The sequence below is a fragment of the Capsulimonas corticalis genome (genome assembly GCF_003574315.2).
Lineage (GTDB): Bacteria > Armatimonadota > Armatimonadia > Armatimonadales > Capsulimonadaceae > Capsulimonas > Capsulimonas corticalis.
Genome location: NZ_AP025739.1, coordinates 6,429,928 through 6,453,993 on the forward strand (window position 1 = coordinate 6,429,928; position 24,066 = coordinate 6,453,993).

General features: G+C 58.1%; 30 protein-coding genes. 10 read left to right on the forward strand and 20 right to left on the reverse strand.

Annotated features, from left to right (window positions below):
- Nucleotide 1: 1 nt before the first annotated feature.
- From D5261_RS27850 to D5261_RS27890, 9 genes are all read right to left on the reverse strand, one after another.
- Complete coding sequence (locus D5261_RS27850) at nucleotides 2-2,485, reverse strand: ParB/RepB/Spo0J family partition protein (protein WP_165864639.1); 2,484 nt, start codon at nucleotides 2,483-2,485, stop codon at nucleotides 2-4.
- A gap of 2 nt (nucleotides 2,486-2,487) precedes the next feature.
- The gene (locus tag D5261_RS27855; protein ID WP_125206348.1) at nucleotides 2,488-2,997 is read right to left on the reverse strand and encodes a hypothetical protein; all 510 of its coding nucleotides are present in this window, start codon (nucleotides 2,995-2,997) and stop codon (nucleotides 2,488-2,490) included.
- A 36-nt stretch (nucleotides 2,998-3,033) separates the two neighbouring features.
- Entirely contained in the window at nucleotides 3,034-3,402 is a 369-nt protein-coding gene (locus tag D5261_RS27860) for a hypothetical protein (protein ID WP_119324794.1), read from the reverse strand.
- On the reverse strand, nucleotides 3,399-4,121 hold the full coding sequence (locus D5261_RS27865) for a hypothetical protein (protein WP_119324793.1): 723 nt from the start codon (nucleotides 4,119-4,121) through the stop codon (nucleotides 3,399-3,401). Before D5261_RS27865 ends, D5261_RS27860 begins: the two co-directional genes overlap by 4 nt.
- A 226-nt stretch (nucleotides 4,122-4,347) precedes the next feature.
- Nucleotides 4,348-4,581, reverse strand: a complete 234-nt coding sequence (locus D5261_RS27870) for a helix-turn-helix domain-containing protein (protein ID WP_119324792.1) — start codon at nucleotides 4,579-4,581, stop codon at nucleotides 4,348-4,350.
- Between the two features lie 57 nt (nucleotides 4,582-4,638).
- Entirely contained in the window at nucleotides 4,639-4,860 is a 222-nt protein-coding gene (locus D5261_RS27875) for a hypothetical protein (RefSeq protein WP_119324791.1), read from the reverse strand.
- Nucleotides 4,861-4,911: 51 nt separating this feature from the next.
- Nucleotides 4,912-5,226 carry a hypothetical protein gene (locus D5261_RS27880; protein WP_119324790.1) on the reverse strand — a complete coding sequence of 105 codons (315 nt, stop codon included), beginning with the start codon at nucleotides 5,224-5,226 and terminating at the stop codon, nucleotides 4,912-4,914.
- On the reverse strand, nucleotides 5,226-5,606 hold the full coding sequence (locus D5261_RS27885; RefSeq protein WP_119324789.1) for a hypothetical protein: 381 nt from the start codon (nucleotides 5,604-5,606) through the stop codon (nucleotides 5,226-5,228). Before D5261_RS27885 ends, D5261_RS27880 begins: the two co-directional genes overlap by 1 nt.
- Nucleotides 5,607-5,687: 81 nt before the next feature.
- Entirely contained in the window at nucleotides 5,688-5,945 is a 258-nt protein-coding gene (locus D5261_RS27890) for a hypothetical protein (RefSeq protein WP_125206346.1), read from the reverse strand.
- 112 nt (nucleotides 5,946-6,057) lie between these two features.
- On the opposite strand from D5261_RS27890, the gene D5261_RS27895 reads away from it, so the two are divergent.
- From D5261_RS27895 to D5261_RS27920, 6 genes are all read left to right on the forward strand, one after another.
- Entirely contained in the window at nucleotides 6,058-6,543 is a 486-nt protein-coding gene (locus D5261_RS27895; RefSeq protein WP_218025772.1) for a helix-turn-helix domain-containing protein, read from the forward strand.
- A gap of 419 nt (nucleotides 6,544-6,962) precedes the next feature.
- Complete coding sequence (locus tag D5261_RS27900) at nucleotides 6,963-7,679, forward strand: hypothetical protein (protein ID WP_119324786.1); 717 nt, start codon at nucleotides 6,963-6,965, stop codon at nucleotides 7,677-7,679.
- 5 nt (nucleotides 7,680-7,684) lie between these two features.
- On the forward strand, nucleotides 7,685-7,954 hold the full coding sequence (locus D5261_RS27905; protein ID WP_125206345.1) for a hypothetical protein: 270 nt from the start codon (nucleotides 7,685-7,687) through the stop codon (nucleotides 7,952-7,954).
- Nucleotides 7,955-8,016: 62 nt separating this feature from the next.
- Nucleotides 8,017-9,123, forward strand: coding sequence for a hypothetical protein (locus D5261_RS27910; protein ID WP_119324784.1), 1,107 nt, complete (start codon nucleotides 8,017-8,019; stop codon nucleotides 9,121-9,123).
- Nucleotides 9,071-9,748 (forward strand): hypothetical protein, encoded by a 678-nt coding sequence (locus D5261_RS27915; RefSeq protein ID WP_125206344.1) that lies wholly within the window; start codon nucleotides 9,071-9,073, stop codon nucleotides 9,746-9,748. Before D5261_RS27910 ends, D5261_RS27915 begins: the two co-directional genes overlap by 53 nt.
- A gap of 89 nt (nucleotides 9,749-9,837) precedes the next feature.
- The gene (locus D5261_RS27920) at nucleotides 9,838-11,415 is read left to right on the forward strand and encodes a recombinase family protein (RefSeq protein ID WP_119324782.1); all 1,578 of its coding nucleotides are present in this window, start codon (nucleotides 9,838-9,840) and stop codon (nucleotides 11,413-11,415) included.
- A gap of 11 nt (nucleotides 11,416-11,426) precedes the next feature.
- On the opposite strand, the gene D5261_RS27925 is transcribed toward D5261_RS27920, so the two are convergent.
- The 3 genes from D5261_RS27925 to D5261_RS27935 form a co-directional block, all read right to left on the reverse strand.
- Nucleotides 11,427-11,951, reverse strand: a complete 525-nt coding sequence (locus tag D5261_RS27925; protein WP_119324781.1) for a N4-gp56 family major capsid protein — start codon at nucleotides 11,949-11,951, stop codon at nucleotides 11,427-11,429.
- A 216-nt stretch (nucleotides 11,952-12,167) separates the two neighbouring features.
- Entirely contained in the window at nucleotides 12,168-12,950 is a 783-nt protein-coding gene (locus D5261_RS27930; protein ID WP_119324780.1) for a hypothetical protein, read from the reverse strand.
- 26 nt (nucleotides 12,951-12,976) lie between these two features.
- Nucleotides 12,977-13,297, reverse strand: coding sequence for a hypothetical protein (locus D5261_RS27935; RefSeq protein ID WP_119324779.1), 321 nt, complete (start codon nucleotides 13,295-13,297; stop codon nucleotides 12,977-12,979).
- A gap of 155 nt (nucleotides 13,298-13,452) precedes the next feature.
- Here D5261_RS27935 and D5261_RS27940 point away from each other — a divergent pair, with 155 nt between their 5' ends.
- Complete coding sequence (locus tag D5261_RS27940; RefSeq protein WP_119324778.1) at nucleotides 13,453-13,878, forward strand: hypothetical protein; 426 nt, start codon at nucleotides 13,453-13,455, stop codon at nucleotides 13,876-13,878.
- Nucleotides 13,879-13,951: 73 nt separating this feature from the next.
- Here the strand turns inward: D5261_RS27940 and D5261_RS27945 are convergent, their stop codons facing one another.
- The 5 genes from D5261_RS27945 to D5261_RS27965 form a co-directional block, all read right to left on the reverse strand.
- Complete coding sequence (locus D5261_RS27945) at nucleotides 13,952-14,212, reverse strand: hypothetical protein (protein ID WP_119324777.1); 261 nt, start codon at nucleotides 14,210-14,212, stop codon at nucleotides 13,952-13,954.
- Nucleotides 14,190-16,130, reverse strand: coding sequence for a portal protein (locus D5261_RS27950; protein WP_119324776.1), 1,941 nt, complete (start codon nucleotides 16,128-16,130; stop codon nucleotides 14,190-14,192). Before D5261_RS27950 ends, D5261_RS27945 begins: the two co-directional genes overlap by 23 nt.
- The gene (locus tag D5261_RS27955) at nucleotides 16,123-16,416 is read right to left on the reverse strand and encodes a hypothetical protein (protein WP_119324775.1); all 294 of its coding nucleotides are present in this window, start codon (nucleotides 16,414-16,416) and stop codon (nucleotides 16,123-16,125) included. Before D5261_RS27955 ends, D5261_RS27950 begins: the two co-directional genes overlap by 8 nt.
- A gap of 26 nt (nucleotides 16,417-16,442) precedes the next feature.
- Nucleotides 16,443-17,894: a terminase large subunit domain-containing protein gene (locus D5261_RS27960; protein WP_165864638.1), complete on the reverse strand. Its 1,452-nt coding sequence runs from the start codon at nucleotides 17,892-17,894 to the stop codon at nucleotides 16,443-16,445.
- Nucleotides 17,895-17,967: 73 nt separating this feature from the next.
- Nucleotides 17,968-18,486: a hypothetical protein gene (locus D5261_RS27965; protein ID WP_119324773.1), complete on the reverse strand. Its 519-nt coding sequence runs from the start codon at nucleotides 18,484-18,486 to the stop codon at nucleotides 17,968-17,970.
- A gap of 132 nt (nucleotides 18,487-18,618) precedes the next feature.
- On the opposite strand from D5261_RS27965, the gene D5261_RS27970 reads away from it, so the two are divergent.
- Complete coding sequence (locus D5261_RS27970) at nucleotides 18,619-18,852, forward strand: hypothetical protein (protein ID WP_125206343.1); 234 nt, start codon at nucleotides 18,619-18,621, stop codon at nucleotides 18,850-18,852.
- A 181-nt stretch (nucleotides 18,853-19,033) separates the two neighbouring features.
- Nucleotides 19,034-19,288, forward strand: a complete 255-nt coding sequence (locus tag D5261_RS27975) for a hypothetical protein (protein ID WP_119324771.1) — start codon at nucleotides 19,034-19,036, stop codon at nucleotides 19,286-19,288.
- A 7-nt stretch (nucleotides 19,289-19,295) separates the two neighbouring features.
- On the opposite strand, the gene D5261_RS27980 is transcribed toward D5261_RS27975, so the two are convergent.
- On the reverse strand, nucleotides 19,296-19,616 hold the full coding sequence (locus D5261_RS27980) for a hypothetical protein (RefSeq protein ID WP_119324770.1): 321 nt from the start codon (nucleotides 19,614-19,616) through the stop codon (nucleotides 19,296-19,298).
- A 342-nt stretch (nucleotides 19,617-19,958) separates the two neighbouring features.
- On the opposite strand from D5261_RS27980, the gene D5261_RS33665 reads away from it, so the two are divergent.
- Nucleotides 19,959-21,002 carry an FKBP-type peptidyl-prolyl cis-trans isomerase gene (locus tag D5261_RS33665; protein ID WP_218025771.1) on the forward strand — a complete coding sequence of 348 codons (1,044 nt, stop codon included), beginning with the start codon at nucleotides 19,959-19,961 and terminating at the stop codon, nucleotides 21,000-21,002.
- 102 nt (nucleotides 21,003-21,104) lie between these two features.
- Here D5261_RS33665 and D5261_RS27990 read toward each other — a convergent pair whose 3' ends face one another.
- Nucleotides 21,105-22,160 carry a hypothetical protein gene (locus tag D5261_RS27990; protein ID WP_119324769.1) on the reverse strand — a complete coding sequence of 352 codons (1,056 nt, stop codon included), beginning with the start codon at nucleotides 22,158-22,160 and terminating at the stop codon, nucleotides 21,105-21,107.
- Between the two features lie 589 nt (nucleotides 22,161-22,749).
- The gene (locus D5261_RS27995; RefSeq protein WP_119325342.1) at nucleotides 22,750-23,934 is read right to left on the reverse strand and encodes an IS256 family transposase; all 1,185 of its coding nucleotides are present in this window, start codon (nucleotides 23,932-23,934) and stop codon (nucleotides 22,750-22,752) included.
- Nucleotides 23,935-24,066 lie beyond the last annotated feature (132 nt).

Below are 24,066 nucleotides of genomic sequence, written 5' to 3' on the forward strand. Positions count from 1 at the left end.
TTTAGAAGCCCTCCGACTGTGTGGCGCGTGTCAGCACGATGGAGCTCAGGCGCTCGGACAGATTGATATTTTCAGCATGGTTTTCGTTATAGGCGTCCGTAAGCATGCGAAGCGCATTCTTGGCCTTTGGGACAAGGCGGTATTCGAGCAGCTCCGCAATTGCCTGATCCGCCGTCAGACCCATTTCCCAGAGCGCGTCCGTGCTGTCCTTTGAGAGTGTCACGGTGCGGTCATCGGTCTGATCGGCAGCCTGCGCCCCCTGCATCGATGCTCGAACGCCGTCACGAATGTTCACCATCGTCGCCGCGCTGAGCGGACAATGGTGGCAAATCGAGGGGATATCCTCTCCGATCAGCACCTCGACCGGCCCGGTCGGTGTAGCGGCCTCCGGTACTGAGGCTGCCTGTGCGTCCACTGTGTCATGTGGTGCAGATGATCGTACTTCGCAAGGCGCGTCGTCCGCAGATGATGAAGCTGGCGCGTCTTCGTGCGCTGCATGCTCAGTCGCTCCAGCAGCGGCCACCACCGGCACGGGATCTCCGGACGAAAATACGTCCTGTGCGACCATCTCATGACTGCCATCAATTTCCTCCTCGTTGCTATTTGGGGATCGTTCTGACATTGCCGGCGCCGGAGGCGCTTCGACTTCGGCGGCGGGGATCGGTCCCGGCTCAGAGAAGACGGTGGCCGAAATTGTTGGCGCCACCACATTGAAGTAGGGAGACGCGGCCGAGCGCTGAAGGTCGGCGATATGATCGGTAATTACCTGATCCAATTTGCTGACGGACCAGGACGCGGCGAAAGCGTCTCCAGCGAACTTGATCATCGACGCTTCGGTCCCCTGTAGCTTACGCAGCTTCAGCAATTTGAAACCGTGCGTGGCGGAGATGCGCCCGTGGCGAAGATGATCCTGGACACTTTCAGGAAGCGTGAGTAAGTTCAGCGTTTGACTGATGGAAGATTGATCGACGCCAGTCTCCGCCTCAATTTCCGCCTGTGTCTGACCGAGTTTCACGCGGTTCGCATATCCACGAGCGCGCTCCAGGGGATTGAGAGGCTCACGCTCATCGTTTTCGGCCGTCGCGATACGCGCCATCTGCAAATCATCGTAGACAGCGACTTCAGCGCGCAATGAAGCAAGTCCCGCGATCTTCGCCGCGCGGAAGCGCCGCTCGCCGCAGGCGATCTCGAACTTGCCGGCGTCTTTTGCGGCATGGCGGACGACAATCGGCTGGAGTTGCTTGTTTATGGTCAGGCTGCGCGCCAGGTCCTCCAGCGGTTTTTGAGCGAATATGTCACGCGGCTGAAAAGGATTGGGAAGGAGATTCTCAAGCGGAATATCTTGCGTGTCAGGGCCGACAGCATTATTGATCGATGAATAATTCTCAGAGCCTGACGAATTATTTTCGATGCGCGCTTCTCCCACGGATGTGACCAGTGTCAAGACAGGAGCCGCCGGCTTATTCAGAACGATGATCTTCGTGCTGACGGCCGTCTTCTTATCGCTCTCCAGGAAGGAGCCGTGGGGAACTTCGAACGCCTCGCCGTCATTGACCCGGAACCACTGCTGGAAGAGCGATGCCTTCTTATCGGACCGAAAGAACGCGCCGTCGGACATCACGGATACAAGGCGCCCGCCCGGCGCCAGCAACTCATACGCGTGACGGACATGATCGATATCGACGCCGCGCTCGAACGGTGGATTGCAGACAAATCGATCGAAGAGCTCTTCCGAGCGCCATTCGAGGAAATCGGACCCCGCAATCGGATAACCTTTGGCCGATAAGATCTCGCGAAGCTGAAGGTTGATCTCAATCACCGTGAGCGGGACGTCGGGATGTTCGGCGCGGATCCGGTCGGCGATATGGCCGCTGCCTGCCTGGGGCTCGCACGTCCTCATTCCCGCTTCGATCTCGGCAAGCTCCAAAAGGCGCGTCACCAATCCGTCCGGCGTCGGGAAGTAGCCGGGGATGTTGACGCCGACCAGCCCGCGCATCAGCTTGCGCAACTTCAGTGCTTCTTTCGATTCCCCGCCGGCGTCCTCGGCGGCGGCCTCCAGAATCTTCTTCGCTTCATCAAAATCCGCTGCGGTCGCGATGCCAGCAGCGAGTAGTCGCCCCTGCTCGCTGCTGGATCCGATCCAGTCCGGGAACTTCGTATTGAAGAGAATGTTTTCGATGACCGACTTCGTCTTGATTCGGGAGACGACCAGAGGAACCGTGCCAGCGTCGTGGGCATCCGCCAGATATTGCAGTGATGCCTGGACGCGCTGCATCCGCTTCGCGTCGCGCTCGGCATCCTCCGCCTCACGGATACGCTTGGGTGTGTTGGCAAGGCGAGGGGCAAGCTTGACATCGATGGCCGCCTGCATCCCGTTCGCCAGAACGCGCAGTTTGTCGGAGATCTTCAGATCCTCGCCTTCGCCGGCCTCTCTTGGCGCGAGTTGACCGACTGTCTGAATTTTAGTATCGATTTCAGCAAGCATGGTTATCGCCAGTCTCCGTTCTTGCCAGCCGGACGGGTGCCGCATTTGAACGAGCGGATCGCGGAGACTTCGGGACGGCGGCAGGAGGTCGGAAGTTCGACGAAGACGGGGCCCGCAACTTTCTGCGCATCCTCTTCGGAGACCGGCTCCGCGATCTCAACCATCAGCGTCAGCGCCGACTGCTCCTCGCGCCAGGCGGCGAGGCGCGCTTTGTGCGACCGGTTCTCCCACGGCGCCACGGCGAAGATCAGCGCCTGGATCAGGAACCCCGCCGCGAGCCAGTAGAAGAGTGCGCCGCCGGCGAGGCCACAAGCGGCCGAAAGCGCGAGCGAGCATCCCGCCAGACAGTACATCACGCGGTCGCTGAACGCGATATGCGCGAAAACATCCGGCGAGCTCTGAATTGAGCGAACCATGACCAGATGCGGCGACTCGGTCTTTGGCGCATTCGATTTTGAAAAATCGGTCTCCGATAAATCCGATTTTTCGAGTGAGGGATCCAGGAACTCCATCGCGATCTCCATTTTCTCGGCCGCTCGGCCGGTGCGTTAATTCTGGGAATGAAGCAGGCGCTTTGGCAGCACGTAAACCGTATCCACGCCGGCGGCGAGATCTGGCCACATGAGCGCCGCGAACGCTTCGTCGTTGATCCGCTGCTCATCATTTCTTTGTTGCTCGTTTTGGGCAGAGTGGACGACTTCGTGCGCGGTCGGGGCGGCGCCGCTCTTCTCTTCGCGATGCTTTTCCAGGTGCAGATGGTGGAGCATCAGTTTGAGCGCGAGAACCTTCTCGTAGGCGGTCAGGCACTCGTCCATGGAGCCGCGACCGAGGCAGAGCGATGTTTCCGCGATGACCATGCCCGCCGTCGCCTTGCCGATCGCCATCATGACGTTGAGAATTTTGGAAGTGGCGTTCACGCGCGGCCCCCTTCCCGCTCCAGGCGCTCGCGGCGCTGGCTCTCAAACTCGCGGTCCTGTGGTCGCGTCGAGGATTGCGCGGGACGTGTCGAGGATTGCGCGGGGCGCGTCGCAAACGTGGCGGCCGGCGAGGGCGACTCGGCCGCGCCGCGTTCGCGCTGGCAGGCCGGGCAAAGCGCGTCGCCGTAATTGTGTTTGGAGAAGTCCGCCTGGGATTTGCTGAGCGTTCGGTCGCAGGAGGCGCAGGACGTGCTCACGGCAGGAGCCTCGGTGGTCTCGCTGCTCTCTGGCTGCTCATCCTGTCGCGTAAACTCCGAAGCGGGGCGTGCGGCGGGATGACCTGAGCGCTGTCCACGGCCCTGTCCGCCGCGCGACGAGTCGCCGTAGCGTCCCGCCTGGGCAGCGTCGCCATGCCGGCTCCCTTGTGGAGTGTCAGCGAAGCGGCCGCCGGCGACTTCGTCAAGCTCGGGTGCGAACTGCGTACCGTAGCCGCAAAGCGCCAGTGCGCGGCCGACGCTTCCGGTCTCGGCCTTCTCGATATAGTCGCCGAAGCCCTTGATGTCTTCCTTCTTCGTGCCCATCGCCATCAGGCGGCCGTCGGCGTTGAAGATCTTCGCCTGGAAGATGGCGAACTGCTTGTCGTTGTCGATGGTGAGCGGGTTGGTCTCGATTGTCCAGTCCGGATGCTCGGATCGGAACCACTGGACGCGGGCGGACACGGGAAGATATTTCCGGCCGCCCTGAACCGCGATCAGGTGCTTATTGGGGTCAAATACCGGTTTTTGGACAGTATTTGTATTGCAATTGGAATTTTGGGGTATAGTCATTTTCGTATGATCCTTACGACCCGGGAGCTGTTGCCACAGCGCTTGACCGGGTCGTTTTGTTTTGTCGGGCCCGTAACTAATCCTCTAACTAATCCTCTAACCAATCCTAAAACCAACCCTACGCCGCTGCTGAGATCTCCAGCAGCCCACGGCTGCGCGCAATATTGATCGCCTGGATCCGGTTCGAAACGCCCAGCTTCTCGTAAGTGTTGTAGAGGTGAAAGTCCACCGTTCGCTTGGAGACGCCCTCGCGGCTGGCGATTTCTCTGTTGATCAGGCCTGTCGCCGCCATCCGAAGCATGTTCCGCTCCTGACGGGTCAGAGACTGCCCGGTCGTCGCTTGCTTTGCCATCAAACCCTCCCAAACTGCGAACTCAAATGTGCAATTCGCCCTTCGTCTCCACTCGCGCTATGCGGCCTTCGCCGCCGCCTGCATCCTCTGCTCGTGATTTCGTGTCATGATGGCGCGGTCTTCCGCAGTGAAGCGGATCCCGCGCGCCGCGAAAAGCTCCCTGGCGAGCGCGATCTGGTATTCCAGGCGATCGTGGATGATTCGCTCGCCCGGAGCGGAACTCTCCATGATCACCCGCCCGTCCGCCGTTGACAATGTAACCCGCAAAGGCTGCTTCATTGACGTCTCCCCACACTCTCAAAATCAATCAGAAGATAATTACAAAATCAATTAAGCCGCGAGCGGCAGTTCACAAAAGAATGGTTCAGCAGCGGCTTCCTCGTCCGTACCGCAATGTCCCGACGAGAACCGAAGAACCAGATCGCACTCGCCGCCGTCGGCGTTCATCTGATCGGCGAAGTAGGCGTTCATCTGATCGGCGAAGTAGGCGTTCATGCGAAGCGACAGCGCCTCCCGCTCCTCCATCGCCTCGTCTTGCGTCAACGCCCCATGGAAGATGAGGATCGCGAGCAGATCGAGGTCCGCGTCAAACTCCGTGACGCCCGCCGGGACCATCACGCCAAGCGCCTGAGCAGCCGTTCCCATTACGCCGCCGCCTTTCGGCTGGCGTTCATTTTCTGAGCCGCCAGGCGCTCCCGGCGATTCGCCTCGATCCGCTGCTCGATCACGACTTCGAAGGCGCGCGCCAGGAACGGGGTGCGGTGACCGACCTGGGTTCGGTCGCGGTCCACGTCGGTTGTGCCGGGAACCCGGAAGACCTTCGCGAAGTCGTCCTGCTCCATCATGTGCGTCAGCAGCATGTGATCGTCCGAGACCGTGATTTCGTAGTCGCTCTGGATTGCCGCCACCTGCTCGCTGAGGAGCTGCGCGCGGTGCGAGGCTTCGATCTCCCGGGTTCGGCGCTCAAAGGCGGCAACTTCGTTATTCACCTCGACCAGATTGCGGAAATATGCGGCGGCGGACATCTTTTTTTGCTCCTCAGTAGAGTGGACTGAGGATATTATAACAAATTGTTCTAAAAATAGCAAGATTTTTAGAACAATTTGTTATTTAATTTTGTCAGGGTTCACCAATTCTGCCATCTCCTCATTCGTCATCCCATGGATCGACGCGAGGGCACGGATCACGTAATAATCTTTTACGCCACGGTTCTCGATCGCGATGATGGATCCGCCGCTGCGCTCCTTCTCTCCAAGGATGGCGGCCACCATGTTGGCAAATTCTTGTGCGCTGCACCCCTTGCCGTTATTCATGGCGTCGCGGAGCTTTCGCAATTCCGAATAGACTTCTAATTGCTTAGGCATGGAGGGATTATAACATATTGTATTGGGGATAGCAATATGTTTTAAAACAATTTGTCGCTTTATTTTTGCAACAAATTGTTTTATACTGTGTCTATCTCCATTAGGAGACAAAATGATAGCCTGTTTAGAAATTGAGATTGACTTTATGAGCAAGGAAAACGCAAGCACGTTCAGCCTATGGTTGGCCGAGCAGCGTCGCCAATACCCTGAAAAGTTATCCCAAGATGATTTGGCCGATATGGCTAATATCACCCAAGGCTACGCATCTGCCCTGGAACGAGGCGCTCGGGCGCCTTCAAAAAAAGTTGTCGAAAAACTCGCTAGGGCGCTGGCCCCGCCCGGCTCAGATGTAGATTTTGTTCAGGCCCTTATAGCTTCCGGTTTAGATGCTGCTGGCTTTAAAGTTGAACAGCGAATAATTACCCGAAAGCGTGACGCTGAACTCGATCATCTCTTCGAACAGCTTAGTGGACGCCAAGACAAAATTCCGCTGGCGAAGAATGTCCTCAGGGCAATCTTGGAAAGCGATTCAGATACGGCAATCGGACACCGCTCAAAATTCGATGATGACTTTGAGGACGGTACGGAGGGTGAGTAAGCGTTGCACATGGATGTATACGGGATTGACCTGGATTGTATCGGGAAGAACCTGCATCGGAAGCTCGAAATGTTGTATGACGGCTATGTCGCCGACGAAGTCATGTCAGGCATCAGAGTGGCGCGTGGGCTTGGGATCGAAATGGTCGCAGACAGAAATCCTAGATATGGGGCTGCTTTTTACACTCCTACTGATCGTGGATGCATCGTGATTAACTTTCACTACGCGCCGACCACCATCGCTCACGGTATCCGGCACGAGATCGCCCACCATTTGCTCTGGGCGGGCGCCTGCCTGGATTACGAATGTGATCATGGATTATGGGGAGATCATCTTCCGCTTCAGCCAGGGCTTGACGCGGCCCAAATTCGCCACATCCTATGCAAGCTTGCAGTGAGGTAATATCAGAGGTCGACCGTATGGAATGTCCCGACTGCGGCTATATCATGACGGCGTTCGATCTCGACTGCGCGCGGTGTCAGAAATATGGGAAGCCGGCGGCCAAGGCCGCTGCGCCAGCCGTTACCCCACAGGATAACCATTGCTCAACCTGCGGACTGCTGAACGATGCCGGAACTGAGATTTGCAAGCAATGTAACGCGCCCCTCACGGGTTCTCCACTCATTGTCGTTCACGCACCGACCGCGCTTCTTGTCTCGCCAGCAGACCCCCTTGAGAAGACTGTTAGCGCGTGGCGTCCGGGAGCCGTAAAGTTCAACCAGGCCACACCTCAGCAGATTGACGAGCAGGCGACACGTTCGATTCGGGAAGCGACGAAGGAAAGATCCGGAGGTTTCACCATCGTCCCAATCTGGATATTCTGGTGGGCAGGACTTATTGGACCCTTCCTTGTTTACGTTGGAGGCATCTGGTCGATACTCGGGATCCCGCTCTGCGGCGCCTTTTTGTGGGCGATCTATGAGGGCATAGGGAAGCCGCTCCTCGGCCGGGTTGGCTCTCTCGACGAGAAGGAGTTAGCTGGGGAGAGATATCGCTGGCGAAATATGCATATCGGTTTATGCCCGATCTGCAATGGTTCGATCGTCCTGATCGCTAACGAGGATCGCCGCGAAATGACATGCGCTCACTGCCGAGGCCCATTGTTATTCGAAGGCGGCTACGTTTCACCCAGGTAATGAATATGATCAATCCAGATTTTATTGAACGCTGGGCCGCGCGGCTCCTGAAGCGCGGCGAACGCTGGTCCAAGCGCAAGATTGCGACCTGGGCGACGGGCCTGATCGCGTCGGCCATTCTCGGGCCGCACATGCACCGTCCAACACTCAAAGATGCTGTGCTTCTGATGCAACAGGCAATTTCAGGCCCAGGGGCGCCGCTCAATCAGCAAACGATGGAACGGAACAATCAAAAAGATATCGACGCCATGAATAAGGCGATGCAGAAGCGCTGAAATATTGATCGATCAATAATTTAACCTGTGACGGTTACCTTCAGAAGGAATATAATTGATTTATGGCATGGGAACCTTACGTAGAATTCGCAAATTTCATTTGTAAGTTTGGCGAAGACACCAATCTTCTTGATCTCGCTAACGATGTCGTCCTGCCAGCCCTACTTTCGCATCCTGAAAAATATGAGTTCATGTCGAGCACATATTTTCTCTATGAAACCCGATTAGAGATGTTGCCCTTTGACGGCCGCGATGAACTGTGTTTGGTCGGCACTTTTATCCAAGACACGAGGCATCGGAGCGTACAAGTCTTTGACCCTGAGCTTGGATTGGTGGAAAGCCTTAGTGAAACTCCTTATGCGACCTCCGCTTCCTTTGTCCTGATATTAAGGAACCATAAGCTTCTCTACTACCATGAGACCCCCGAGGCGCCTCCTCTTGGATCCTTCAAGAACGTCGTAACCCGAAACATTCGACGGTATTACAAGCAGTATGTTGATGATCGGATAGCCGAAGCTGCCGCTGAGGTACAATCTAGAAAGAATCCTACCAAGACCGCAATCAACGCGGCCAAGAGCGCTACGCGCCGAACGTATGGCCGATTCACCCTGGAAATTATCTCTCTCTCAAGTGAAGATGACTTCAGGGCCTACATTCAGCAGATGTCCCGGCTCGTTTCCGTTCGAATTGAACTGGTGGACACAAATGATGAAAACGACAATGATCCGTTCTTTGACGATGTCCGGGAGAAGAAAGAAGCAATAGGATCGGACAGGACGGCTTTGTCTCACGAAAACACCGAAGGTCTGAATCGTGAGGAGGCAATCAACCAGTTGAGCGCGGCGACAGCCCAAGGTAATTCACATATCTCGGTGGTCGGTTTTGACGAAGCGGGGGTTGAGATTCGTGGGGGCGCGACGGATTACAAGACCCGAATCACATTGCCGCTCGAAAGCCGCGAAAATAGAGATGGCGGCAGTCCGGACGTGGAAGGAAATGTTATTTCCCGAACCGAAAACGCCGGAATCTTAATGCGGCGAATGCTTTCCGCATTCGGAGCCTTCGTGAGGCGTGGAGTTCACATTGATGAGACCCCTGAAGCAGACGCACAAATCATTGAATCCAAAATTGCGGCTGTCCAAGAACAATTCAACATCGGAGCCGGGTAAAGATAGACCGTTCAACCCTGCCAGCCTGACAGAAGAAAAAGATCTGTGGGACATTTGGGTTCAGATACGGCATATCAAGGAAAGCAAGTTCAATGTTTCATCGACTTGGCTAATTGTCTTCTTGAACGTTTTATATGCCGTATATACCCCTGAGTCCACTCACGTTCTGGCGGATAAGGTCCGAAGCTGGTCAGATCTTGGGCTGAACTTTGGAGCGTCACTGCTTGGTTTCCTCATAGCTGGATTTACGATCTTCGCTACTCTGGTAAAGCCTGAGCTTTTCCTACAGATGGCGCAGCACATTGACAAGAAAACGGGTCTCAGTTATTTGAAGGGTTCCTTCTTCAGGTTTATTAAGATCTTTACCGTGATCTTGTTCTTTATATTCACCTGTTATCTGGTAAAGGCATTTGCTCTTCCATCTGGCCTACTCTCAATTTTCGTCAATCGCGTATTGATAGACCCTGGAGAATGCAAGCGGTATTTGGCTCAGATCGGGATAGTGTTTGTATCATCCGTGTTTTTTTATATGGTGGTGTTGGTTCAGTCCTTCATCTTCAACGTGTATCATTCCATAATGACGTCACTGCGATGGGAAGCTGAATATCCGACACCTCCAAAATAAATTGTTCAGACAATAACGGCAATTTTACTTACTCGGCCTTCCAATACGGGAGGCCGTTTTAATTTTAAATATCGCACGGATTCCCCTAAATGACCACGAGGAAACAAGTCCACCTTTCCTTCACCCCGCTTCGGTACTGCATTTACCGCCGCGTCAGCAAAGAAAGCCAGGTCGAGCGCGATCTCTCCCTTCCCGAGCAGGAAGCGCAGCAGATCGCCTATGTCGCGGCGCGCGGCGGCGTGGTCACGCACAACTTCCAGGACGGAGGTATCAGCGCCTGGGGAGAGAAGGGCGATCAGCGCGCCGAGTTCCAAAAGGCGATCACCTGCGCCAAGGCCGGCGAGTACGATGTCTTTCTAATCCATAAATCCGATCGCGTTTTTCGGTACCGTACGCACGCTGTTACATACAAGCATCTCCTCAAGCAATATGGCGTGAAGGTGGAAAGCGTCACCGAGCCATGGGTGGGCGGGGACGATCCCTCCGAGAAGCTGATCGAAGGCGTTATGGAGTGCGTCTCGGAATTTCACAGCGATAATCTTTCGACGGAACTCAAAAAGGGAATCCACAGCGCGGCCGCCAATAAAGGTCGCCAGCACGGTCCGCCCGTCTATGGTTACCGTTATGCCGAGCCCGGCGTGCGCGGCGCCGGCTGGGCGCTCGACGATGAGGCCGCGCGCTGGGTCAAATGGATATTCGAGACGTACGTCGGACAGCGCGCCATGCTCGTCGATCTCGCCCGGCAGCTGAACGCCATGAAGATCCGTCCACCCGGCACGAACGGCGCGCGCCGCAACGTTTACCTCGACGGCTGGCAGGCGCAAACGATCTCCCACATGCTCCGAAACATCGTCTATACCGGCCAGTGTAAATTGAATGGCGATGTCTTTCCCGGCGCCCATCCGGCCATCATCACCGCCGAGACCTTCGCCCAGGCCCAAATCCTCGTAGAGGCCCGCCGCCCTGGGAAGATCTCGGAGATTGACGCCATGTTCGCCGGCGGTCTCCTGCTCTGCCCGCACTGCGTCGAAGCAGGACGCAAGAGCGTCCTGCACACCCATATCCGCAGTCCAAAAACGGGCAAGCGCGAAGCCTGCTACGTCTGCTCCGTTCGCATGGGAATGTACCGCGCGAAGGGATCCGGACTTGCCCCATCGCAGGAGTGTCCGGGTTTCAACATCATGGAGGGTAAGATTAGGCGAATGGTTATTGAAAGCCTGGAACGGATCCGGAACGAGGGCGGGATCGTGGAACTGCTCGCCGAGCATCCACATCTCGCCGAACGCCTCCTGGAGCCGCCGCCGCTTGAGGCGCCGTCCCCGCACCCCGACCCGCAAATCATACGCAAAGAGCTTGACCTGATCCCAACACGCATCATGGCCCTCTCCGATCAGAACCAGCGCGGCTACATTACGCTCGATCAGATGGGAAACGCCATCGCCGAAATCGAGCGCACGAAGACACTGCTGCTGGAGCAGCTCGCGATCGCCGAGACCGCGCGTCCACTGAAGCTCCTGAAGCCTTTCGACGCCCATCGCCTGCTCGTGATGATCCAGAGCAATCAGCACACCACCGAGGAAAAGCGCGCATTCCTTCAGGATTGGCTTGCTGGGATCCTGGTTTCCGCTGACAAAAAGTTGGTGGATTTCCGCATTCCTCAGCTGTAGTGCGAAAAATATTAACTCCCTCGACGCCACCTGAAATCCCCAGCTTGAACAGCTAAAATCACCACTCCGCGCCGCGACCAATCAACTTGATGTATTCGGTAATGCACATTGGTGCCGGTGCTCATGAAATCACGCGCGAGCTGATCGATCGTTTGTCCGGCCTGGAAGCCGAGGATATCGGCCGCCTGAGTCAGAATGGGATCGATCGCCGACCACGTCAGCACGTCCGAGACCTGAATAAAGTCTCCGTACTGCGCGATGCCTACCGTCACCGGCGTTACCGTCAAGTTGTTGCCCGTCGGCGTAACGCCTTCGGAGAGCGGCGAAGTCGCGGGACTCAGCAGCTCAAAACGCCGCATCTGCATGGTCGTTCCGGCGTTCTTGTCAATCGGCCGATCGTCCGCAAACTGCGCGTGGATCAAATTTGGGCGCGCCGCCTTGAGAAGCCGCCGATCATACGCGATCCGCACTTCCGCCGGCAAGCTGCCGCCCGCGCCGGGAGTTGTCCCCGGTCCAAATACATGTGTCGTCGCCATGGCTAGTTACAGTCCTTACTGTGTCATAAAAGAAGCGCCCGGCCCCACTGGCCGCACGCTGAAAAGCCCTCACCCGGCCCTTCGCCAACTCTCTTTATTCGGGGAGAGGGTTAAGATGAGATCAAGATTTGGATCTGTGATCCAAAAGACCTTATCACTCCCTCTGACTCCCCCTCTCCCAAAATAGGGAGAGGGGGCAGGGGGGTGAGGGCCGATCTACCGATATGTTTGCAGCGTCTTACGCAGCTCTTGTTCGTACCATTTGTCGAAGTCGGGGGAGTTGATCTCCGGCACGCCGCCCCGGCGCGGGGCGTTTTTGCCGCCGCCGCCCTCGGGAGCGCCGCGCCTTCGGTCCCCTTCCTTCTGGTTGTGATAGTCCGCGATCACCCGCTCACGGTAAGCCGTCCGCTGCTCGTGCGACTCTCGCGCGAGGTCCGCGACCGGCCGGCCCGTTGCGGCGGCCATCGCCCGCACATAATCCGTGTCCGCCTCGGGGTAGCGGCGGCTCACGGCGGCGAGGTCTTGCTCGCGCATCCACCCCGCCAGCTGCTCGCGCTCCCGCTGCAGCGCGCGATGCTCCAGCTCCGCCCGCAGACGCTGACTTGCGACCTGCGGATCCAGCAGGCCCTGGTCGACCTGCTGCTGATACGCGGCCGCCACTTGCGTTTGTTCGGCCTCCAGGGCGCGCTGCTCCAACGCCTCCTGCACAGCCTCGGGACTATCATATCCTTCAGCGCGAAGCGCCTCCAGGATCGGCGACCACCGGTTGAGCTCCTGATAGCGCTCATTGACCTGATGGAACCGCTCGTACGGCACCGGCCCCCGCGCTTCATCCTCGTCGGCATCCTCATTTAACGCCTGATCGATGTCGTCATCTTCCGAAAGAGCGGCGACCTCTTCCGAATCCTCGGGTGAAGCGTACCAGTCCGCAATCTCCATGCCGTCCGCGGGCGACGCGTCGGCTCCGTCGTTTAACGCCCCTTCATTAAAATCATCCATGGATGTATAAGTCCCCTCGAAAACGCCTATTTCTTACCGCGCGGCCGACACGCCGTCTTGGCCTTCGCCGCTGCGGGCTTCGCCTTGATCGAATACGGCTTCGACGCCGGACGCGCTGCGCGCGGCTTCACCGACGCAATCATCACCGGTGGCAGCGCCGGCAAAAGATGCGCCCCGCCTCCACTAATTGCCGCAGCGGCCCGGGGGTGGATCTTCGTGATCGGAGCGTCGAGCGGAGGGACCGCCCCAGTCATTGCCGTCACACTCGGCAGGATACGCCCAGACACCGCGCGTCCCGGCAATACGGGATGCGGCGTCAGATGAGGATCGATCATTCGTTTCGCCATAGTAGATCTCCTGACATAGATTTGATTTCTGCTGGTACACTGACGTTATGAAAATTCACTCGCAAATGTGGAGCAGGCTTACGGCTGCGCTACTACTTAGCGGCTTATGTATTCCTGCAAGCGGCGGCGATCTGACGAAACCAAGAAGTAACACAATGGATCAGGTCATGTCGCGCCGTGCGCAGTATATTCTCGAGCATTGTAATCACCTCACTCTTTTCTCGCTGGATCCTGAGATCGTCCCAATCGCGCCCGGCGGATCCGCCAAAAGGCATGCATTTCATGGATATCGACTTGCCAGCTCTCTGACAATCCGCAATGCGGTAAAGCGCCGTGAAATCGTCGCGGAGCTCGAAAGGGGGCTGACCGCGAACGAGCTTGGCGCCGGCTGCTTTGAGCCGCATCATGGCGTTCGCGCGACATTCCATGGCCAATCCGTGGACTTGGTGATCTGTTTCGGATGCGCCAACGTTGAAATTTTTACCAGCGCCGGCGAATCACGGGCAACCACGTCGAAATTCCCACAACCCCTTCTCGACCGATTACTGCATCACAATTCCAACGTCCTTACGACGTCCTGAATGGGCGTTCCACACATCAAGGAAAACGGGCAAACAGGAAGGCGCGACAGGCAAATCTCCACACAACCATAAATTAATCCGACACCCCCGGTATCGTCTGTGACGGCCCCCCATTCGCTTCCGCCGAATGCTCCGCGCGCCACTTCTCGATCTCCAACTGAGCCTTGTGCGTCTCCAGATCCATCGCGTGCTGATGGTCGATCGCCTTGAGCTGCGCCTCGTGCTCCATCTGGGTGCGCGCCGCCGTCTCCTCCTGCTGATGCTGGATCGCCGCGAGCTCTGCCGCATGTTGCTGCTGGGCCTGCGCCATCTCAGCCGCATGCTGCTGCTGCATTGCCGCCGCTTGCTCGGGATCGGGCTGCGACGCCTTCGCGATCGCCAGCGCATCCATCCGCGCCTGGAGCATCGTCTCGTAGACCGTGTCCGGATTCGTGTACTCCAGCTCTTCCAGCAGGATCTTCGCCGCCGTCGGGTCTCCCGAACGAACGCGCCTGCATCACCGGCGCCAGCCATCCGTCCGCCGGCGGAGGCGGAGGCGAAGACGCCAAAGGCGCGCCTCCGTTCCCCGCCCCCATCGCTCGCCCCAGGGAATCGGGAGAAGCAAGCCCATTCGGCAGCGAGCCACCCCCACCCGCCCCGATCGCCTGCTCCCCCACTGGGGGCCGAGGAGCATCCAAATCCTCTCCCAGAATTGGGAGAGGGTGGCGCTTCAGCGCCGGATGAGGCCCAGCCCCCGTCCCTTCCGAAACCCAAACCAGTCTCGGCTCTTTGTAAAACTGCGCCGCCAGCGCAATCTCCCACTCCGCGCGCCTCTGATGCCACGTTTCGATATTCTCGATAAAGTCCGCCATCTGCGTCGTATCCGATTCCAGCAGTTGCTGAATCGCCGACGCCGCCGTCACCCCGGCCGGCACCCCGCCTTCGGAGACTTCATGCACTCCAGAGATATCGTTCATATCCCCCTCGTCCATCTGAAGCATTTGCAGTAGAAACGGAGGCAGCGGCGGCGCGGGGATATGCTGTGGCGGCACGCTGCCCTGCTTGTAATAGATCACCTCGCCCGGCGCGGCGCTGTCGAAGGCGTCCACCCCAATCTCGCTGCCCTCCTGGGCGAGGATCTTTCCCCAGGCCGTCTTGCGATGCTCGATCGTCCGCGAAATCCCTTCATTGTACGACCGCTGGGCCGAGATCAAATCGGAGACGGCGTTAAGCCCATACACCGTGCTTTGCCCATCTTCAAACGATAATGGGACAAACGGGAAATCATCCTTCTTAGCGTACGGCCATGGATCATCGCGCAGCACGCGTCCGCCGGCCACCGTAATCAATCGCCCTTCAGGAAAGCGCAGCGTAGGCTTCTCCCACAGCTCCTTCACCAGCACGCTCTTCTGCGACTGCCCCGGCTCCGAGCCGCGCCCATATTCCCCGACCACCGACGCCAGTCGGCTCTCGACATATCCGCCAACTCCGCCGCCGGCGTCGCCCTCAATGTCCAGAGCCCTGTCCCCATACTTCGCCCGCAGCTCTTCCAGCGATCGGACTTTCGCGTGGATCAGCCACGCCACGTCCTCCCACTCACGCGCCTTCGGATCCAGATAGATCTCGAAGATCGGCGCGATGTCCTCGCAGATATCGCCGATCGCCGCCGTGGACGATCCCACGATCGCCCCGGCCGCATCGAATTTTGGAACTTCCGCGCGCCGGTCCGGGTCCCAGTAAATCTTCAAAAACGCCGTCGATGTCGTCAGCGCGAACCGCGCCAATCTCTTCACCTGATGGGGACGCCGCCAGATATTGTCCAGATGCTCGATCAGCGCCCGCGCCTCAGCCGCCGCCGCTCGGTCCAGATCCGACGCCGTGAGCGGCGCCACCCCCGCGTCCGGCGACGCGCTCAGTCCCCGCGCCAGCAGCTTCTTGATCTTCGGCCGGATCTTATTGCGCACGGCGTAGACCTGATGCGGGCGCCGAGGATCGCGCATCGACCGCAGTATTCCATGCGCATTCGACCAGCTCACCCATTGGTTGCCCAGATAAAACGCCAGGCTCTCAAACCACGCCGGCTCATGGATTCGACGATTATCCGCCGCGCTGTTATATCTCTCGTCCACCAGCCGCGCCAGCGCAATCTCATCTTCCCCGGGCATCGTCGGCGTCCGAATCACATCGTCCGCCGACAATTCGCTATCCACGTTCGACGGGTCCCGCAGCGTCACCGTCGCCCGCGCCTTCTTCTTCGGAATTTGCTCAGCCATGCGTCGCCGCTTCCTCTCCCGTCATCGGGTCGACCAGGCTCCCCGCATGATCCACCCCAAACTCCTCACGCAGCAGCCGTCGATACCGCTCCAATTGCTGCTGACGCTCCACCTTCCCCGGATCCTCATAAGCATCCGGCTCCGCCGTCTCCACAAGCTCCAATTTCGGCCCTTGCGTCTCAGCCTCGTCAGCTTCCGCTGGCGCCTCACCCGCCACACGCCGACTGCGCAGCAACAACAGCCCCATCAACGTCCCAGCAAGCACTCCGACGACAAAATCATCCATTGGCTTCTCCTTTGTGGGCTCGCCCCCTACCACTCATCCTCACTCTCCATCAGCGCATGCGGCAGCCGCTTCGGGTCGATCACCTTCACACCCCGATACTTCAGCACACGCTCCTCGTCCGAATCCGGCCGCTTTGCCCGCGCGGGTCTCGAAAGCAATCCGTATCTCAAGGAGTCGGCACCGTGATCCTCCGCCGTCGTATCCAGATCTTCCAAGTCCCTCGGATCCGGCCCCAGTGTCCCAATCGTCCGAATCAGATTCGGACAGCGGCCTTGGAACACTGTCAGCGCGCCCGGTTCGTGCAGATATTCGCGCACCCGCGCCCAGCCGTTCACGCGGTCGTTATTGGCCCGGATGACATTGAGACCTTCACTCCAATACTCCTCGGCGATATATTTGCCCGGATGCCCCGCCCGCGCCTTCGCCTCTTGCGGCGGGAAGATCGATGGGTCCGCATAGATCGGGCATGACTTTGGCGCGATCCCATAGCGCTCCAAAACCTGCGCGACTTTCACCGCCTGCTCCCCCGGCGTCAGACGGGTTTCATACACCTCATCCATCACCGTCACATTGCCGGCGTCGTCACTCGCCATCAAAAGAAAGCAAAACGGAGCGGCCTTGCCATAATCCAATCCTCCAAAAAAGCGATACCACGTGGGAATCTCCACCGAGAGCCGCACATGCTTCGCCTCCGACCACTCGGAGAAGTACGCGCCTTCTTGAACATCCCAGTCGCCGCGCAGCAATCGCGCCTGCTCGACTTCCGGAAGCGACTTCAAATTCACCAGATAGTGCGGATCGATCTCTAAGAGAAGCTTGTTGTCGTAAACACTGGAGAAGATAAACGTGACGGACTTTCCAGGCAGCCCTTCCTCATCACGCCAGTTTTCGTCCACCCAAACGATCTCGCCATTCACCCGAGTAAACCAGCGCAGCTCTCCATGCGCCGCCCGGTCCAGACGGTTCTTATCCAGCCACGGCGCCAGAAACTTCTTCACCCACGAGCCCGCCTTCGGATTCGTCGTCGCCCGCACATAAGGCCGCACGCCGCTTGTTGATCGATTGCGCGACAGCAAATAGAAGAACTGGTCTTCCGTGAAGTGCGTCAGCTCATCAAAACAAATGAGCGGAATCTCCGTCCCCTGCCAGTCATGGACAGTATCCGCGCGCTGCAAATGAGCCATTTTTCCTTTTGCCCCGCTCGGAAACTTCCAGCTCAAAGTCGTCAAGTTCGGCTTCGCGCCAGTCCTTGGAAAAAGCTTTAGCGACGCATCCCACAAGCCCCCATTCGCCGTAATCGGCGGCGACGTGCGACGAAAAATCACGAAGTTAAAGTAAGGATTATTCCGATGACGCAGACACTCCAGCAGCAGCCCAAAGGTCTTGCCGCCGCCCGCCGCCCCGCCAAAAATCACGATATCCGCGCGACTGTTGTAAAAATCCGTCTGCGGCCCCGGCTGCGGTGGAGGAAGTCCCACTGGCGCCCGATCCCGCTCCCGCCGCAACGCTTTTGACGCGGGGCTTTCACTCTTTGACGCCGTCCTTCCGCCGCTAGACGCGCTGGGGCTGGATGTCGATCGCTCCCCATCGGCGTTCCACAAAGTCAAGGAGTTTGGTGCGCGTGTCATCGTCGTCAATCGTCTCCTGCGCGGCCTGCACCAGCGCCGCGCCCATCTGTCCCATCACCGCGTCCAGCGCCGCCAGCCCGATCGCGCCCGCGCTCTTCTGCTTCTCGATCCTCAGCGCGAGCGTCCCCACCTGCGCCAGCAGCGATCCCGCCGCCGCCACATCCAAAATCTTCACCGGTTTCGCCGGCCGCTCCGGGTTCCCGAACGATTCATGCCACGCGATCAGCGCCGCCGAAAACCGGTCATAGCGCTCCACATAATCCGTCAGCAGCGCCCGCAGCAACGCCAGCTCCGGCAGCAGATCCAGCGGCTCCAAATCCCCCGCATGCCTGGCCGCAAGCTCCTTCAGCCTCTCGCTTTGCAGCGCGCGATATCTGCCGCCGCTGCTGGGACGCTTACGCGCCGCCCCGCCGTCTTTCTTGCCCGGAGCACTATCCGTCATTACTTTCCACCCCATTCGTAATGCCAGCGAAATTACTGGATTTTGCCTTGACTGCTCCAAAACCATATGTTCCCCATGCAATCGAGCCGAGAATAGTACTATCTCAGCGTCCGCCAGCCAGGGGTAGAAAACATGATGAACCATCTCCATCGCACGATATTCGCGGTTTTGGCGTTCGCCGCAATCGCCGCCACCGCCCACGCCGGCGCTCCGGTGCGCCATGCGAAAGTCAAAACGACCGCCCGGCGCCCGAACACGACGCCGCGACCGCAAGTCGCCCTCTCCGGCTTCACCTTGCTCCCGATGAGCCCTACTTTGCGCGTCCTGGCAGCCTCCAGCCAAATACTCCAAACCTCCAAGCACTAAGCAGCAGTAACTCAGTTGAGGCAGCCGATCGTCAAGTGTAAACATGACATTACGACCGCTTCCTTGAGAGAAAAGCTTCAGTATTTCAGGAAGTCTCAACTCATCCTGGCATGGATTCTGCAAGGAAGGTTACCGACCAGCAACATTTGCTCTTGCACGCCAACACAGAGGTAGCCACATCATGATCAAGTTCCATGGCGTCATCGCCGCGATTTTGACCGTTTCCACCCTCACGCTGCCCTGCGTCCACGCCGCCCCCGCGACCGGCCATAAAAAAGCCGCAGTCAAGCGCCGCGCCATGTCGCTGCATCGCACTCTGCAAACACCGATCCTTGCGGACAAAATCGCGCTCTCGCCTTTCACACTACTTCCGACCGAGAAACCAGGACGCACTCTGCCATCGGCGGTGCAAGTATCCAACGACCGTTCCCAGTAAGACAAACTCAGAAGTCCGCACTCCGTTCGACTGGATTTGCGGCTGGGGCACGCTTCTTCACCATCTGCTCAATCGCTCCAGGAGGACACTGCAGCAGTGGCCGGTCGTCCGCGCGCAGTTGATAGGGACGCCCCGCGTACGCCTCCGTCGGCCACCGCCGCACCGTATCCCGGTCCGGCGCTCCCGTCCCCGCGTCATCCGGCGGCACATGCACCACCCGATACTCCGCCCCTGCCTCCGCACAAGCCACCTTCAGCAAATCCCGCTGTGCCCGCTCACCCGCCAAAGCCCGCATCAAATTCCGCCGGTGCTCCGCAAAAGTAGACATATGATTCACTCCTGAGTAAAAAATAAACCGCCTGCCCAGGCGGTGTCCGACATAAAAAAGCGAGCGTGAGAATGACGATCTCTCACCCAGCAGCACAATGGATCTTTAATATTGCTTCTCCATCAAGATTGAGGCGGCGGAACGTGGAGATACGCCCCGCCGCCCCAAAAAGAGGAGGAGAAGTTTCGATCACAATATTATAATACCGCACATATGTTCGTATATCTACCCTTCCGGCATAAACTCTTTTCCATATGGAAAAGGCGTGCGCGCGTGGAACTAAACCTCCCGCAATTATGCTATATAGAGGGAACCAACGCTTTACCCTCCCGGAGATCCCCTATGCGCCATTCATCGCTGAAAACCATTACACTCGCCGCGCTCGCCGCCGGCGTTCTGTCCACACCGCAAATCGCCGCGTACGCGGCCACCCCAGCGCCCGTCATCGCTGATCCCGCCTACGCTGTTCCCGCGTCCCCGCAAGACACGCATCCACTCAAAGCGGGCGACACCACGCCGAAACTGCTTTCGCTAATCGACGCCAATGGCAAACGGTTCGATCTCGACAAAGCGATCGCCTCCAAACCGACCATCTTGATCTTTTTCCGTGGCGGCTGGTGCCCCTACTGTAACGCCCATCTATCGTCACTGCAAAAGATCGAGCCCGATTTGACCAAGCTCGGCTACCAGGTGCTCGCCATCTCCCCAGACAAAGCGCCGCTGCTGGCCGAAATGGCCGGTAAGGACAAGCTTACCTATCAACTGCTGACCGACGCCGGCATGAGCGCGTCTCTCGCCTTTGGTGTCGCCTATTCCGTCAGTCCGGACATGGATAAATCCCTCAAAGGCTTCGGCGTCGATCTGAAGGACCGCACCGGACAGCCACAGCCCATGCTCCCCGTTCCTGCCGCCTACGTCCTCGACACTCAGGGGAACATCAAGTTCGCCTACTCAAACCCGGACTACAAAGTCCGTGTGGATTCCGACGCTCTGCTCAAAGCCGCAAAAGACGCCATCGCCGGCGCCAAGCCGGCCGCACCGGAAACCATCACCACTCCCAGCGGTCTGCAATATCAGGACCTCGTCGTCGGAACAGGCGCGACTGCGAAGGCCGGCCAAACCGTCGATGTTCACTACATCGGCACGCTCGCGGACGGGACCAAATTCGACGCCTCCCGCGATCACGGCGACACCCCGTTCGAATTCGGTCTTGGCGCCGGCCAGGTCATTCCCGGCTGGGATGAAGGCGTCGCCGGCATGAAAGTCGGCGGCAAGCGCAAGCTCACCATTCCGCCCGCCCTCGGCTACGGCGCAAACGGCGCCGGCGGCGTCATCCCACCCAACGCAACCCTCACCTTCGAAGTCGAGCTCATCGCCATTAAATAGCAACAGCCCTCTCTTCAAATCCCACGATAAAACTCGTGCGGTACAGAGTGATTCCTCCCTTCCCGGCACAAGATCAAAGCCGGGAGAGGGGAAAAACGAGCTTCAGCGAGAGGGGGGGACGGGGATCTTCTGTCCCTTGCTCAACCGAAACACCCTCGGCGCGGCAGTATTCAGTCCATCCTTCTCAGGCGCCTTCCCCGGCGCTTCCGCCGGCCGCAGTTCCTCCAAATGCTGTCTCAAATAACTCAGCAGCAGCCGCTTCTTCTCGGTCACCCGCGACGTCCCATATCCACCCGCCTCTCGCGACAGCAGCTCCGGCGCGCGTTCCGCCACCCGGCAGTAAATGCTGTCCCAGCGCTTGCGCACCGTCACCGCCGCCACACCCAGCGACGCCGCCAGAGTCTCATCCGTCTCCCCCAGCAGCGCCTCTACCAAAAGCTCCTGCTCGCAGCGCCGAAAGAAAAACCTTGGCTCCTGATACCCGAACATCATCGACGCCAGCGTTCCCGCGCTCGCCGCCGCCTCTTCCGCCGTCACCCCATAAAGCACCGGAGCCCATTCACGCCCATCCCACTCTGGCAAATCCCTTCGATCCAAAAACTTCCCATACCGCGTTCGCACACGGAACCCCGCCCCGGCGGCCCATTGGTACTCAAAGTCCGTGTAAAACTCCTCCAGCAGCTCCTTGCATCGATACCCCGATGTAAAATAGCAGGAAAACTCCCCGATCCGATCCACCAAATATCGCAATTGATCCGAACCCCACATTCGCTCCGGCAGCCCCGAATTCAGCACCAGGATATTGACTCCACCCCCCGAATTCGCCTTCCGGATCTGCGACGCCGACAGACACGGCGACGCCCCCTTCAGCCAAGCCGTCAGCACCTGCGCCCCCACCATCGGCCCCGCCTCGGACTTCAGGAACCGGACATACTCATCCCCCACAAACACCTTGAAACAAAAGAATACAATCCGCCTGCCGAGCGGCTCCGAAACATCCTCCATCACCGCCCCATTCGCCGCTCCCGACGCCAGCAGCTCCGACCACATCTCCAGCAGCGCCTCCCGCCCCTGATCATCATATGCAAATCCGTCCCGCAAACACCCCAAACACTCCCCCAAATCCCGGACACGCGCCGGCCGAAACTTCACGAACATGGTGTTAGACTCCTCTGTTAGTCCGTGGACACGCCTCCGCCCCCGCGAAAAGCGGCAGTGCAAAGTCATGTGAAAACTATTACGATTAATTGCTAATTAGTGCTGGAGTACAGAAGTGCATTGAACTGCGGAGGCGCTGCAGTCCATCTGCCGAAGACAGATAATCAATTATATCCGAGAATTCTTGCAATCCATAAAACAAACGGAAAAGAAATATATCGAAAAGTGATATTGTTCCTTACGGGACGCGAATGATAAAATGTCCCTGCTTTTTACGAAAACAAGAGTTCTCTAAGAAGGAGCTGAGGGTAGCCGGCCGATAGCAGCAGCCGTGATAGTAGTAAAAGGAGGGAGGCAATGTCTAGTCAAGAGATAGCGCAATCATTGACTCGCCAGGCGGATCCTCTTCGCGGCAAAGTGGCGCATTAGTGCGACCATCTCAGCGGATTTCCCTATCGCGAGATCGATAAAAACTACGAAAGCTTAGTTACGTGCGAAAGTGATCTGATTGATCGTTATGGCGGTATTCTGTGATAATGCAACATCTTTTCTGTAAATTGTTGGGAGCATCCTCGAATTCTTTGCGCTGTTATTCGTTCGTGAACGTCAGATAAGCCTTGTCGCTTTGCCAATCATCGCTGATCTCCATCAGCAGCGCCGAAACAAGACGTAGGCAGGACGCCTCGTTCGGGAAGATGCTCGCCACGCGTGTGCGACGGCGCAGTTCGCGGTTCACCCGCTCCAGGCCGTTGGTGGTGCGCAACAGGCGACGGTGCGAAGTAGGAAAGGCAAACACGCTCAGTCCTTCGGGCAGATTTTGCTCCATCCAATCCGCAAGCTTCGGAGCGCTCTTCTCGTACTTCTGGACGGTTCGTTTGAGCAGCGCCTCTGCCTCTACACGATCTTGAGCGTTGAAGATCGCGCGAATGTCCGCCGCGACAGGAGTTTTGAGTTCCTGCTTAGGAACGTACTTGCTGGCGTTCTGTTGTAAATGGAACTGGCAGCGCTGCCATGGAACACCACCCAAGACCGAACGCACCGCACATTGGATGCCTGGATGAGCGTCACTGGTCACAAGACGCACTCCACACAGTCCCCGCGCCAGCAGGCTTTGCAGAAACGAGCGCCAGTGAACTTCTTGCTCCGAGATGGCCACCGAGACACCGAGCACCTGGCGCTTTCCTTCCAGGTCCACGCCGATGGCGATGAGCACAGCCGCCCTTCGCTGCAAACCGCTCAGGCGAACACTTTCATAACGGGCATCCAAGTAGAGATAGGCAAACTCACCCAGCGAGCGTTCCCGCCATTCTTGGAGGATGGCGTCGAGTTCCTGCGTGGCGCGTGAGACGGCGGAACTGGTGACATCGAAGCCGCAAAGCTGCTCCGTGATCGCAGCGACCTTGCGTGTGCTGACGCCTTGGATGTACATCTCGGCCAGGGCCAGCTTCAATGCCCGCTCGGAGCGTGTGCCTTTCTCCAGGCTTTGCGGATAGAAATTCGAGCCTCCAGAAGAGAACTGAGCGTCGCGCGTCTGCGGGACTTGCACGACGGTACGACCGACACGCAGATCGAGCGTCTTGTCTTTGTAGCCGTTGGCGTAGCCTGTGCGCTGTTCGGTTCGCTCATGGGGCGCGGCTCCCAGGAACTTCTGCCGTTCGAGCTGCATGGCGTTGTTGAGGACGATGCGGATCAGTTCGGGCAAGGCATCCAATCCTTGGCCGCAGAGTTGATCTAAAAACTGCTCCGAGAGAGTACAATCGCTTTGGTAGGTCATGGTCGGTCCCCTTGGTGTGTGGTAACTTCAAGGATACTCTGTGGCCTACTATTTTTTGGCCTACGCCAATTTACAGAAACGATGATACACTAACTATTCTGTAGTTGCTAGGCGCACTGCAGCGCAGTGTAT